The sequence below is a fragment of the Pseudomonas sp. Mn2068 genome (assembly GCF_049319725.1).
Lineage (GTDB): Bacteria > Pseudomonadota > Gammaproteobacteria > Pseudomonadales > Pseudomonadaceae > Aquipseudomonas > Aquipseudomonas gingeri.
The window spans coordinates 312,735-325,615 of the sequence record NZ_JBMOUG010000001.1; the positions used below are offsets into that span (position 1 = coordinate 312,735).

At 63.0% G+C, this 12,881-nt stretch carries 13 protein-coding genes; 9 read left to right on the plus strand and 4 right to left on the minus strand.

Features of this window, described 5'->3' with window-relative positions; genetic code table 11:
• Nucleotides 1-19 precede the first annotated feature (19 nt).
• The gene (locus ACL9RJ_RS01515; protein WP_177108234.1) at nt 20-652 is read left to right on the plus strand and encodes a TetR family transcriptional regulator; all 633 of its coding nucleotides are present in this window, start codon (nt 20-22) and stop codon (nt 650-652) included.
• Between the two features lie 5 nt (nt 653-657).
• Here the strand turns inward: ACL9RJ_RS01515 and ACL9RJ_RS01520 are convergent, their stop codons facing one another.
• The gene (locus tag ACL9RJ_RS01520) at nt 658-1,275 is read right to left on the minus strand and encodes a LysE family translocator (RefSeq protein ID WP_422764784.1); all 618 of its coding nucleotides are present in this window, start codon (nt 1,273-1,275) and stop codon (nt 658-660) included.
• A 256-nt stretch (nt 1,276-1,531) separates the two neighbouring features.
• Between ACL9RJ_RS01520 and ACL9RJ_RS01525 the strand changes: the two genes are divergently transcribed.
• Nucleotides 1,532-1,984 (plus strand): Lrp/AsnC family transcriptional regulator, encoded by a 453-nt coding sequence (locus tag ACL9RJ_RS01525; RefSeq protein WP_422764785.1) that lies wholly within the window; start codon nt 1,532-1,534, stop codon nt 1,982-1,984.
• A 41-nt stretch (nt 1,985-2,025) separates the two neighbouring features.
• On the opposite strand, the gene ACL9RJ_RS01530 is transcribed toward ACL9RJ_RS01525, so the two are convergent.
• Nucleotides 2,026-2,427, minus strand: a complete 402-nt coding sequence (locus tag ACL9RJ_RS01530; RefSeq protein WP_042936492.1) for a type II toxin-antitoxin system MqsA family antitoxin — start codon at nt 2,425-2,427, stop codon at nt 2,026-2,028.
• Nucleotides 2,428-2,650: 223 nt separating this feature from the next.
• Nucleotides 2,651-4,225: an MFS transporter gene (locus ACL9RJ_RS01535; RefSeq protein ID WP_422764786.1), complete on the minus strand. Its 1,575-nt coding sequence runs from the start codon at nt 4,223-4,225 to the stop codon at nt 2,651-2,653.
• Nucleotides 4,226-4,405: 180 nt separating this feature from the next.
• Here ACL9RJ_RS01535 and ACL9RJ_RS01540 point away from each other — a divergent pair, with 180 nt between their 5' ends.
• Entirely contained in the window at nt 4,406-5,368 is a 963-nt protein-coding gene (locus ACL9RJ_RS01540; protein ID WP_042936491.1) for a LysR family transcriptional regulator, read from the plus strand.
• Nucleotides 5,369-5,393: 25 nt separating this feature from the next.
• On the opposite strand, the gene ACL9RJ_RS01545 is transcribed toward ACL9RJ_RS01540, so the two are convergent.
• Nucleotides 5,394-6,353 (minus strand): LysR family transcriptional regulator, encoded by a 960-nt coding sequence (locus ACL9RJ_RS01545; protein ID WP_017128534.1) that lies wholly within the window; start codon nt 6,351-6,353, stop codon nt 5,394-5,396.
• Nucleotides 6,354-6,642: 289 nt separating this feature from the next.
• Here ACL9RJ_RS01545 and ACL9RJ_RS01550 point away from each other — a divergent pair, with 289 nt between their 5' ends.
• From ACL9RJ_RS01550 to ACL9RJ_RS01575, 6 genes are all read left to right on the plus strand, one after another.
• Nucleotides 6,643-7,158, plus strand: coding sequence for a flavin reductase family protein (locus ACL9RJ_RS01550; RefSeq protein WP_017128533.1), 516 nt, complete (start codon nt 6,643-6,645; stop codon nt 7,156-7,158).
• A 53-nt stretch (nt 7,159-7,211) separates the two neighbouring features.
• The gene (locus ACL9RJ_RS01555) at nt 7,212-8,198 is read left to right on the plus strand and encodes an ABC transporter permease (RefSeq protein ID WP_017128532.1); all 987 of its coding nucleotides are present in this window, start codon (nt 7,212-7,214) and stop codon (nt 8,196-8,198) included.
• A gap of 58 nt (nt 8,199-8,256) precedes the next feature.
• The gene (locus tag ACL9RJ_RS01560) at nt 8,257-9,207 is read left to right on the plus strand and encodes a sugar ABC transporter substrate-binding protein (protein WP_017128531.1); all 951 of its coding nucleotides are present in this window, start codon (nt 8,257-8,259) and stop codon (nt 9,205-9,207) included.
• A gap of 21 nt (nt 9,208-9,228) precedes the next feature.
• Nucleotides 9,229-10,740, plus strand: a complete 1,512-nt coding sequence (locus ACL9RJ_RS01565) for a sugar ABC transporter ATP-binding protein (protein ID WP_177117944.1) — start codon at nt 9,229-9,231, stop codon at nt 10,738-10,740.
• 13 nt (nt 10,741-10,753) lie between these two features.
• Nucleotides 10,754-11,551 carry an SDR family NAD(P)-dependent oxidoreductase gene (locus tag ACL9RJ_RS01570; protein ID WP_177117943.1) on the plus strand — a complete coding sequence of 266 codons (798 nt, stop codon included), beginning with the start codon at nt 10,754-10,756 and terminating at the stop codon, nt 11,549-11,551.
• Between the two features lie 188 nt (nt 11,552-11,739).
• Nucleotides 11,740-12,843 (plus strand): LLM class flavin-dependent oxidoreductase, encoded by a 1,104-nt coding sequence (locus ACL9RJ_RS01575; protein WP_177056761.1) that lies wholly within the window; start codon nt 11,740-11,742, stop codon nt 12,841-12,843.
• The last annotated feature ends 38 nt before the right edge of the window (nt 12,844-12,881 follow it).

The window sequence follows — 12,881 nt, forward strand, 5'->3', positions numbered from 1 at the left end:
CGCATTGCGAGCCTTGCCCATGACCGAGCGCCCAACCCCGCAGATTGCCTCACGTAAACAGCCACGGCAGGTTCGCTCCAATGACCTGGTCACGGCCATTCTGGAAGCGGCTGTTCAGGTTTTGGCGAAGGAGGGCATGCGCCGTTTTACCACCACGCGGGTGGCCGAGCGGGCCGGCGTCAGTGTCGGTTCGGTGTACCAGTATTTTCCGAACAAGGCGGCGATCCTCTTTCGCCTGCAGAGCGATGAATGGCGCCAGACCAGCGATATGCTGGGCAGCATTCTTGAAGATTCGCGGCACCCGCCATTGGCGAGGCTGCGCAGGCTGGTCCATGTGTTCATCCAGTCCGAGTGCGACGAGGCCGAGGTCCGTGTCGCCCTCAATGATGCGGCGCCGCTGTATCGCGATGCACCCGAGGCCCGGGAGGTCAGGGCCCGGGGGCGCGGTATTTTCCAGGTTTTCATGCACGAGGTGCTGCCCGGTGCCTCGCCGACGACACGGGCGTTGGCTTGCGACCTGATCACCACGACCCTCAGCTCGGTGGGCAAGTCCTTTTCGGAAACCCCGCGCACCGGCGCTGAAATCGAGGCTTATGCCGAGGCCATGGCGGATATGTTTTGTGCCTATCTCGATCGACTCGAGGGTGCCTGAAGCCCTCAGCGCGACAGTTGCTCCATCAACAGGATCACGGCGATCAGGACCATGATCGCCCCCGACAGGCGGCTGACCCTCCTGGCGGCGACGGGACGTGCCTGCAGCACCACGCGGGAGCCGAATCCCACCAGCAGATAGATCACCGCGCAACTGAAGGTGTGCAGCAGCCCCAGCGCCATGATCTGCAGCGGCACCGGCCAGGCGGCGCTCGGATCGGTGAATTGCGGCAGCAAGGCCAGGAACAGCAGGAAGACCTTGGGATTGAGGCCGCTGACGCAGGCGCCCTTGACGGTCCAGCGCGCCCAGGAGCCCGACACCTGGCCCTCTGCGGCACTGGGCACGGAAGGATGCAGGAGCATGTTGATGCCCAGCCAGAGCAGATAACCGGCTCCGGCGACGGTCAGCACGGACAGGGCGACAGGATGGTTGGCCACCAGCCCTCCGACACCGGCGGCCACGATCAGCGTCGCCATCAGATGCCCGATCAACAGACCGGCCACGGCGGGCATCACCACACGACCGAACAACCCCGCCGATATCGCATAGGCCCAATCCGCCCCCGGGGTGACCACGAACAGAAACGACACCGCCCAGAAGGCGGCCAGAACACTGGGAGTCATGTTCGCCTACCTGTGAGAATTGCGTGGGGTGGATTGCCGATGACAGTCGGGCAGTGTTTTCAAGCCATTGTTGCAGGCACTTTCAGGGGGGATTCGCATGGTTCTTTCTCGTGGATGGCGGGAAGGCAGCTCGTCTGATTCAACCCGCGCGGGTGGCCGGGAAACTCTGAAGCCCACGAAAAGAATAATTAAAGTCGGTTAGAATATTTTCTCTATTATTCCAATGTGCCTGATGGTTTTGGGGAGATTTTTTCGAGTGGACAGGATTGACCAGAAGATTCTTGCCGAGCTGCAAATGGACGGGCGCCTGTCGGTGACCGAGTTGGCCGATCGGGTTGGCCTGAGCCTGTCGCCGTGTCATCGGCGGGTGCGGGCCCTGGAGGAGTCGGGGGTGATCCTGGGGTATCGCGCGCAGCTGGATCCACGCGCGCTGGGCCTGAATTTCTCGGCGATGGTCTTCGTGACCCTGCGTGAAGGCGACCACCGGGCAGTGGAGGCCTTCGAACAGGCGTTGACCGAGATACCGCAGATCGTCGAAGCGCAACGGCTGTTTGGCGAGCCGGATTTTCTGCTCCATGTCATCGCCCGGGACCTGCCCGCATTCCAGGTGCTTTATGACGAGCGCCTGTCGAGGCTTCCGAATGTCCAGCGCCTGACATCGACCCTGGTGATGAAGAACGTGATTCAGGATCGCTCGTTGCCGTTGTGAACGACCACGGTTGCGTCGTGGCGTGCCTGAACGGTGGTGATCTAGACCGCTCTTACTTCCGCCAGCAGTTCAGGATGGCGATCCAGCAGTTTCAAGAGTTTTACCAGCGCCAGTGGCGGTTTGGTTCGGCCATTCTCATAGCGTGAAAAAGCATTGACGCCACCACCGAAAATCTCGGCTGCTTCACGCTGATCCAGGGCGAGCCGCTTGCGCACTGCCGTGATGAAGCCGGGATCTACGATAGAAGCATTGACCTGCTTGTTGAATTGCAGCATCGCAGTGCTGACGCGCGAGGATTCAGCGGCATCCAGCAGACTCTCTCCGCAGGCGGGACAGTAGTCCCCGGTAACTGCCGCGATGAACGTCGATTCACCTTTGTATGTATAAGGCATGTCACGGGTATCACGCACCAGTTCGGCGGCCGTACACACAGGGCATTTCATGTTTACAACTCCTCCAGAGCAGCTGCGCTGACGAGGGCTGATGAGGTTGATTTCACTCGTCCTGCGGCTATCAATGTTCGAAGGGTCGATAGCCTGCAATGGGGCGTTTTCTTTTCCATGGAGAAATTAACCCGGTAGGTTCTATTTGGCAAGTTGGTTAATTTTTAAGGCGCTGGGTTTCCAATCTCCATGGAGGATGCTTGCAACGGCTGGAACCTGTCTGTCAGTCACATTCGGCAGGTTGGGGGAGTAAATGCTCCGCTTGGTGTGGGGATTTGAGGTGAGTGAGCATTTCATCATCGCTATCGTCCTCGACCGAGCCGCGATCGAGGAACAGGAACACCACGGCGGCCGTCAGTACGGTGATGGCGGTCAATACCAGCAGCAGGGTACTGAAAGCGGCACTGTAGCCCTGGGCCAATGCGGTGCGTCCGGCGGCGGGCAGCAGGTGTTCGGCACCGCTCAGGTCGCCGGTCGCCAGGTGTTGCGCGGCGGCGACGATATTCGGCAGGGCATCGGCAGGCAGCGCGGCCAGGTTGCCGGCCGTGAAGGCCGAGAGCAATGCGGTCACCACGGCAATGGCCACGCCTTCACCGGCCACGCGTGTGGTGCTGAAAATGCCGGTGGCCATGCCCGCGCGTTCCTTGGACACCACACTGACCGCCATGCCATCCATCAAGCCCCAGGGCAGGCTGATGCCGACACCGATCACCAGCATCGGCCAGGCCAACTGCCAGGCGCCGCTGCCCACCGGCACGTGACTCAGCCAGTACAGTCCCGCCGCACAGACCAGCAAGCCGCTGCCGCACAAGGTGGAGGGCGACAACCAGCGGGTCAGGTAACCGGCGACAATCGGCAACACCAGCAGTGGCGCCGACAGGGCGATCAGCAACCAGCCGGCGGCGATTTCGCTCATGCCTTCGATGCCGACGAAGCGGATCGGCAGCAGGATCAGCAGCACCACGAAGGAGTAGGCCGGGGCCGCCGCCAGCAGTTGCACGCCGACAAAACGCGGGAAACGGAACAGCGACAGGTCGAGCATCGGTTGCGCGACACGCTGCTCGATCAGCACAAAGGCGACAAAGGACAGCAACGCGACGACGAACAAGCCCAGCGACAGCGGGTCGGTCCAGCCGCTTTCCGGCACCTTGAGGATGGCGAAGGTGAAGATTCCCAGCGCCCAGGTGAAGGTTATCGCTCCCGGCCAATCGATCCCGGCGGCCTCTGGATTGCGTGACTCTTGCATGCAACGCGCGGCCAGGACCAGCGAGATGGCTGCCAGCACAGTGATCAGCAGGAAGATCAGGTGCCAGTCGAAGGCCTCGATGATCGCCCCGGCCAGCACAGGGCCGAAGGCCAGGCCGATACCGAAGCTGGCACCGACGAAGCTGAAGGCCCGGATGCGCCCCGGCCCGTCGAACACCTGCGCCAGCGCCGACATGCCGCCGGAGAAAGCGGCCGCCGCGGCCAGGCCCTGGGCTGCCCGCAGTATGTCGAACACCACCAGGTCGGGGGCGAAGGGCAGTGCCGCCGCGAGCACGGCAAAGGCGCTGGCGCCGCCGATAAAGACCTTCTTGCGGCCATAGCTGTCGGCCAGGGCGCCGGCGAGCATCAGGCAACTGCCGAAGGTCAGCATGAAGGCGTTGGTGACCCAGCTCAGTTCCATGGGCGAGCCGCCGAAGGCCCGGCCTATGGCCGGCAGGGCCACGGCGGCAGCGGTGAAGTTGAAGGGCATGGTGATGGCCGTGATGCACACGGCCAGCAAGATCAGGCGTTGTTGCAGAAGCGGAGTGGACATCGGTCGAGATCCTTGCGTCGGGCGAGTACCGCACCCGGGAAGTGAGCGTGACAGCGCCGACGATCCGGTGGTTTACCGGGGCCGGCAGAACATGCAAGGATCTTAAAGAGCGAGTAATCGAGTTAAAAACGGTAAATATTCCGCCTATATCGGAATAAAAGGATCGAATGGGAGACGCAGGTGGATCGACTCAGTGGCTTGATGCCCTTTATCCGCACGGCAGAGTTGGGCAGTTTCGTTGCCGCGGGCAGGGCGCTGGGACTGTCGGCGTCGGCGGTCGGCAAGGGGGTGACCCGGCTCGAGCAACAGTTGGGTGTGCGGCTGTTCCAGCGCTCGACCCGCAGCCTCAGCCTGACCGACGAGGGGCGGGTGTTCCAGGAGCGTTGCCGGCGCATTCTCGATGACCTGGACGACGCCCAGGCGACCCTGTCGCAGTCCACGGAAGTTCCCCGCGGGCGCTTGCGGATCAGCATGCCGGCGGCCAGCTATGCGTTGTTCGAATCGGTGCTGATCGCGTTCATGGAGCTGTATCCCGATATCGAACTGGACCTCGACTTCAGCGACAAGCTGGTGGACCTGATCGAGGAAGGCGTGGATATCGCGATCCGCAGCGGCGAACTTCCGGACTCGCGTTTGATGCGCCGCACCTTGCCCGGTGTGCAACCGGTGCTGTGCGCCGCGCCGTCCTACCTGGAGCGTCACGGCACGCCACTGACACCGGCTGACCTGGACGATCACCTGGCGGTGCGTTTCCGCTACTTCAAGAATGGCAAGCTGCTGGATTTCCCCCTGCTGCGCGAGGAAGGCACGCGCGAGCCGCGGACCCGCACGGTGATGGTCAGCAACAACATGGAGATGGTCCGGGGGGCGCTGCTCAAAGGCTTCGGCCTGGGGACCATCCCCGACTTCCTGGCCCGCGAAGCATTGGCTGATGGCTCGCTGCGCTGCCTGCTGCATGGTTATCTGATCCCACCGGACACCATGAATATCGTCTGGCCCTCGAGCCGCCAGTTGTCGCGCAAGATTCGCGTGTTTGTCGACTTCATGTGCGAGCGCCTGGAACAGGAGGCCGCACAGTTACGGGCGACCATCGAGCAGGAATGCCTTTACTCGCTCAGGAGCGCCAGCGAGCTGGCCCGTTAGGGGCGATGCATGCCTGCGCGCCACGTCAGGACAGGCAGACGGGCATCGGGCGTCCATGGACGGGCGGAGTCAGCAGGTGCCGGGCCGGAGTGTCCAGGTGCTTGAAGTAGTCCACGGCGAAATCGACGAACAACTTCACCCGGCGCGGCAGCTTCTTGCCACCCTCGGTGAGCAGGTGGAACTCGGTGGTCGGGCACTGGTAATCCTCCAGCACCGCCACCAGGCGGTTTGACTGGATATCCTCGGCCACTTCCCAGGCCGACTTCCAGATGACGCCCAGGCCTTGCACCGCCCATTGGCGCAGGGTGAAGCCGTCATTGGCCAGGCGATTGCCCTTGACCTGCACCGTGGTGGCGGCGCCTTTCTCGAAGAAGCGCCAGCGATCCAGGGCGAAGTCGGCGCGCAGTTGCACCAGGCAATTGTGTTCCAGCAGGTCCTCGGGAGTACGCGGGGTGCCGAAACGCGCCAGGTACGCCGGAGAGCAACAGACCATCTGCCGATCGAACCCCAGGGGGCGGGCGATCAGCGAGCTGTCCGGCAGGTCGCCGAAGCGAATGGCGATATCCGAGCCCGACTCGACAAAGTCCAGCAGCCGGTCGGTGAAGAACAGGCGAATGCTGACATTGGGGTTCTCGCCGATAAAGGCGTCGACCAACTGGCTGATCCGCTGACGGCCCAGGTCGGTGGGGCAGGTCAGGCCGATGGTGCCAAGCAGGTCGCTATGGCCGCTCTTGATGATGCTGTCGAGGGCATCGACCTCTTCGAGGATCTTCAACGCATTCTCGAACAGGAGCTGCCCCTCGGGCGTGGGGCTCAGGCAACGGGTATTGCGCTTGAGCAGGCGCAGTCCATAAAACTCTTCCATGGCCTTGAGTCGACCGCTCATGGCGGCAGGCGACAGGCCCATCTGCCGACCCGCGGTGGAAAGGGAGCCTGTCTGCACCACCAGGCGAAACAGTCGCATGTCCTGCAAGCGATCAACCATGACTGAATCCACTGCTCGATGAATGTTTCTTGTTGTGGATGAAGTATCGGCTGTTTATTCAAGTGACGCTATTGTCTTTATGTTGTCCGAATAAATCGTATTTGTTGCGCGGCCCAGTGAAATGGGCTGTCTGGGCATTGGTGAATGTAATTCAAATGTGTTTTTTGTTGGCTTCACCTTTCGCTGAAGTTGAAAAGTCAATTTTTCAAAGATGAATAGAAAAGCACAGCTGATTGTTAATAATGGAGACCCGGGCTGATGACAAAAACATAAGAAAGAGGGTTTATGTATGCGTGTGCATTATCAGGAAGTCGCCCATTCGGCCAACCTGGCGGGCGAGTTCAAATCGGCCATGGGGCGCTTCGCCGCGTCGATCACCCTGGTCACCACGATCGATGCCGAAGGGCTGCCCCACGGCCTCGCCGCCACGGCGTTTTCCTCGGTGTCCATGGATCCGGCCTCGGCGCTGATCTGTGTCAATCGCAACGCCAGTGCCTCGCCGATCATCAAACGTTCCGGGCTGTTCTGCGTGAACATGCTGCAAAGCCAGCATGAACCGATCTGCCGGATCTTCAGCCAGCCCGACTTGCGCGAACGGCGCTTTGTCGAAGGTGAATGGAAGACCGGTATCCATGGTATCCGCTATCTGGCCGACGCCCAGGCGGCGATCTTCTGCGAAGTGGTGCGGGAAATCGAACACGGCACCCATACGGTGATGATCGGCAATGTCATCGATGTCATGACCCAGCCATTGGAACAGCCGCTGCTGTATATGGGCGGACGCTATCGGGAGTTGCGCGGTTAGTTGTCAGGATGATGCTCGATCTTATAACAATCAAATAATAAGCGGATGTGGGTATGAATAATCAGTTGCTGGCGAAAACACGCCTTGGCGGTGTGCTGCCCAAGTGGATCGGTGTGGACAGCAGTGTCGCCGGCCCCTTGCTCGGACTGTTGTTGTTATGCGTGGTGTTGACGGTCTTCACCGACAACTTCCTGAGTGTGAGCAACCTGCTCAATGTACTGGACCAGGTCACGGTGCTCGGCATCATGGCCCTGGGCATGACCCTGGTGATCCTCATCGGCGGTATCGACCTGTCGGTGGGCGCGGTGCTGGCGGTGGCGATCATGGTCATGAGCTGGCTCGGCCAGGCTCTCGGCGTGCCGATGTGGCTGGCGATGCTCGCGGCCCTGGTAGTCGGCGCGGCTTGCGGCGCCACCACCGCGTTGCTGGTGGTAAGGGCCGGCCTGCCGTCGTTTATCGCGACGCTGGCGATGATGTCGGTGGCCCGTGGCCTGGCCTATATGGTCACCGATGGCGCCCAGGTCAGTGGTTTTCCCGAATGGTTCAGCAATCTCTCGGTGATCCGCTATGGCGGCGTGCTGTCGCTGACGGTGCTGTGTTTCCTGCTGCTGGCCCTGTTGTTCTGGTTCGTGCTGCGTTTCACCGTGGCCGGCCGCAGCCTCTACGCCATCGGCGGCAGCGCCAAGGTGGCGCGACTGGCGGGCATCCGGGTCAAGGGCTACACCAGCGCCGTGTACATCCTCTCCGGCATCTGCGCGGCACTGGGCGGAATCATCATGACCTCGCGCCTGGACACTGCCGGCGCCGGTGCGGGCGTCGGCTATGAGCTGGACGTGATCGCCGCCGTGGTGATCGGCGGCGGCAGCCTCAAGGGCGGCGCGGGCAGCGTGGTCGGGACCCTGGTCGGGGTGCTGATCATCGGCGTGCTGCGCAACGGCCTGAACCTGGCGGGCATTTCACCCTTTGTGCAGCAGGTGGTGATCGGCGCGGTGATCGCCTTCGCGGTGATGCTCGACCTGCTCAAGCGCAAGGGCGATTGAGGCGATGTCGCCGCTCTTCCCGATTTTCTCCAGAGCCGATAACAAGAAGGATAAAGACATGAATCGTTCCGCGTTTGTGCTGCGTTCCCTGTGGTTGCCGCTGTTCGCCTGCCTGCTGTCCAGTGGCGCTCACGCCCAGGGCAAGGCCGTGGACCAGATCACCGTGGGGATGTCGATCCCGAGCCTGCAATGGGTGTTCTACCTGATGGTGCGTGACGGCGTGATGGAGCAGGCCAGCGGTATGGGGATCAAGAAGGTGCTGGTCTCCGATGCCCAGGCCGATCCGGCGCGGCAGGTCAGCCAGATCCAGGACATGCTCAGCAAGGGTATCGATGTGCTGCTGTACACCGCCACCGGCAGCGCCGCCTCGGCCGTACCGGTACGCCTGGCGCGGCAACAGGGCGTGCCGGTGGTGTGCGTCGACAACTTTCCGAAAAACGTCGAGTGCGATGCCTATATCTCCACCGACAACCTCGCGGCGTCCGGCGAACTGGCCCGGCAGATGATCAAGCTCACCGGTGGCAAGGCACAGATCGGCCTGCTCCAGGGCACCCTCGGCGATTCCACCGAAGTCACCCGTGCCAAGGGCCTCGACGCGGTGCTGGCGCAGGCGCCGCAGATGAAGATCGTCGACAGCAAGCCCACCGACTGGCTGCAGGACAACGGCTTCAAGGTGGCCCAGGACATGTTGCAGAAGAACCCGCGGATCGATGTGTTCCTCGGCCGTTCCGATGCCCCGGCCCTCGGCGCCGCCCAGGCGGTCAAGGTCGCCAATATCGATCACAAGATCTGGGTGTTCGGTTATGACGGCCTGCCTTCGGCCCTGGAAGCGGTGCGCGACGGCAAGATGGACCTGACCATCACCCAGCAGGCGGTGGAGATGGGGCGCACCGCGCTGCGCACCGCCGTGGATCTGCAGCAGGGCAAGAGCGTGGAGAAAACCCAGTTGCTGCCGGCCTTTGTCACCACCCGTGAAAACGCGGCCGCCTTTCTTGAAAAGCACCCTTGAACCGTCGGAGGAGAGCTTGTGATGCACGCGATCGAGCCTTCGGGCCAAGCCGTTCAGGAGCCGTTGTTCAGGGCCTGCAACATCGGCAAGTCATTTCATGGGGTGCGGGTGCTGGAAGACATCAGCCTCGCTATCGGTTACGGCGAAGTGGTCGCTCTGCTGGGGGAGAACGGGGCCGGCAAATCGACCTTTTCCTCCATCGTCGCCGGCGCCCAGGGACCGTCGAAGGGCAGCATGTTCCTCGCCGGCCAACCCTATGCCCCGGGTGGGCCGGCCGAGGCCATGGCGCTGGGGGTCAACATGATCCATCAGGAGATCCACCTGTTGCCGGAACTCAGCGTGGCGGAGAACGTGTTTCTCGGCCACCTGCCGACCCGTGGCGGGCTGGTCGACCGTGGGCACATGTACCGTGAGACGGAAAAGCAGCTGCAACGCCTGGGCCTGGATATTTCCCCGGATACCCTGGTCGGCCAGCTGAAGATTGCCGCGCAGCAACTGGTGGAAATCGCCCGGGCGCTGACCTTGAACTCGCGCCTGCTGATTCTCGACGAGCCGACCGCGGCCCTGGGCAAGGAGGAAACCGACCTGTTGTTCCGGCAGATCGAGACGCTCAAGGGCCAGGGTGTGTCGTTTATCTATATCAGTCACCGCATGGATGAAATCGCCCGGATCGCCGACAAGGTGGTGGTCATGCGCGACGGCTGCCTGATCGCCCGTCATGACAGTGGCGCGGCGGATGTCGGCCTGCTGGTCTCGCAGATGGTCGGGCGTTCCATCGAGCGGCTGTTTCCGGCACTGCCCGAGCCGACGGAAGAGCTGGTGCTGCGGGTCGAGCGGCTGTCGGACCGGGCAGGGCGCTTCGCCGATATTTCGTTCGCGGTACGTGCCGGGGAGATCTTCGGGATTGCCGGTATCGTCGGGGCCGGGCGCACGGAGGTGGTCCAGGCGATTGCCGGACTGAGCCCACTGGCCGCCGGCAGTGTCCGGGTCGCTGAGCAGGTCTTGCCGGGCAACGATGTGGCGGCGGCAATCCGCGCCGGGGTGGTGCTGATTCCCGAGGACCGCAAGGCCGAAGGCGTGGTGCTTGGCCAGACCATCGCCGAGAACCTGGCCTACTGCAACCTGGACCGCCTCAGTGCCTGTGGGGTCATGGACAACGGTCGGGTCATGGCCTTTGCCCTGGAGCGGATTGCCGCCCTGGGTATCAAGGGCCAGGCACGGCAGACCCTGGACAAACTCTCGGGCGGCAACCAGCAGAAGGTGGTGATCGCCAAGTGGGTGGCGCGTGGTCCGAAGGTGATCATTCTCGACGAGCCGACCCGGGGCATCGACATGGGCGCCCGCGCGGCGATCTATGAACTGATCGTCGCACTGGCGAGAACCGGCGTGTCGGTGATCGTGGTCAGTTCCGACCTGGACGAAGTGATTGGCCTGTCCCATCGGGTCATGGTCATGGCCCGCGGGCGTGCCCAGGGTGTCCTGCAGGGCCGACAGATCGCCCCCGACCGCATCATGACCCTGGCCACCGCCTAGAGGAGGTTTCAGCATGTCCCATCCTTATCAAGCCTTGCCTTACCCGCCCTTTGCCGAGCTGCTCGATCTGCGCGGCAAGACCGCGGTGGTCACCGGCGGCAGCAACGGTATCGGCTTTGCCATCAGTCGGCGTCTGGCCGAAGCCGGGGCCAGCGTGCTGATCGGCAGCCTGGCGCCCGAGCGCAGCGAAGAGCTGGCGGAGGCGGGCCTGGCGGTGTCGTTCCTGGCCTGCGACGTACGCTACCCGCACGATATCCAGCGCCTGGCCGATGCCGCGGTCGAGCGCTACGGCAGCCTGGATATCTGGGTGAACAACGCCGGTATCTACCCGCTCAGGAATATCGACGAGATCGACGTGACCTTCTGGGACCAGTTGCAGGCGATCAATACCCGTGCGGTGTTCCAGGGGGCGCAGGCGGCGCAGCGGCAGATGCGCAAGCAGGCGAGGGGCGGCAGCATCATCAACCTGTCCTCGATCTGCGGCCATCGACCCATGGCCAATCACTGCGCCTATGACACGTCCAAGGGCGCGGTACTGGCCATGACCCGCAGCCTGGCGAAGGACCTCAGTGCGTTCGGCATCCGGGTCAATTCATTGTCGCCGGGGCTGACCGCCACGCCTGGCAACCTGGAGCCGGAACTGCTGGAACAGCATCGGCAGAACAACGTCCTGGGGAACATTCCCCTGGGGCGTCCGGCCGAGCCTTTCGAGATCGCCAATGCGGCGCTGTTCCTCGCGTCGCCCATGGCGTCGTACCTGACCGGGGTCGACCTGCTGGTCGACGGCGGGTGGCTGCTGCACGGCAGTTGACCGCCCCGCAAGCATGGCGGTGCGACACCTGAGGCCGTCGCGCCAGCCCCGATTCGCTTCATTGCTTGAACACCGCGCCGGGCGGTGCGGGGCTTTGCATGCCCGCAAAACCGTCCCGGTGTGAAAAACGTCATGGCGCGAACCCCGGTTCGTCCCGTGGCGCTCATTGAAAACCGCAGGAGAACGACATGAAACTTGCCATGTTCATGCAGCCGCTACACCACAAGGGCTGGGACTATCACGAGATGTACGACCAGGACATCGCCTGCGCCGTGCATGCCGACGCCGTCGGTTTCGACGAGCTGTGGGTGGGCGAGCACACCTCGCAGCGCACGGAGCCGGTGACCAACGCCCTGCAGTTCCTTTCCACCCTGATTCCGCTGACCCGACGCATGAAGCTGTGCACTGGCGTGCTGAATCTGCCGCATCACTTCCCGGCGCGCATCGCCGCCGACGCCGCGATGTTCGACCACATGGCCAAGGGGCGTTTCATCATGGGCATCGGCCCGGGCGGCCTGGCCTCGGACTTCGAGGTCTTCGGCAGCAACGGCAAGGACCGTGGGCAGATGATGGTCGAATGCTACGAGATGATCCGGGCCATCTGGGGCAGCAATGCGCCTTATGCGTTTACCGGCGAGCACTTCCAGGTCAGCCTCAAGGACTCGGTGAACCATGAACTGGAAATCGGCTACATGCCGACGCCATTCCAGAAGCCCTTCCCGCGGGTCGCGACTACCGCCATGAGCCCGTTCTCCAGCACCGCGAAGCTGGCCGGAAGCAAGGACTGGGACCTGATGTCGGCCAACTTCAACCCCACGGCCACCGTCGCCTCGCATTGGCAGGCCTACTGCAAGGGAGCCGAGGAGGCCGGGGTCAAGGCCGATGCCAACAACTGGCGGGTGGCGCGCTCGGTGTTCGTCGCCGACTCCCAGGCCCAGGCCGAAGACTACCTGGCCCAGGACAGCTGCACCCTGCGCCGCTACTTCGACTACATGATCGATAACCTGTCGAGCAACAACTACACGAAGATCTTCAAGACCCGCCCGGACATGACCGACGAGGAAGTGACGGTGGATCACTGCATCCGCGAGATGGTGATCTACGGCGACGTGAACTCGGTCACCGAGCAACTGGTGGCGTTCAGCGAGCAGACCGGGCCGTTCGGCACCTTGATGACCACTTTCCACGAGTGGGATGACGAGGCGCTGTGGCGGCGCTCGATGGAGCTGACGGCGCAGCAGGTCATGCCGCGCCTGAACGACTACATGACCCCGCGCCTGAAAGCGCAGTAACCGGCCGGCTGCCGGAGTCCGTGTGCGGCCGCGCGCCT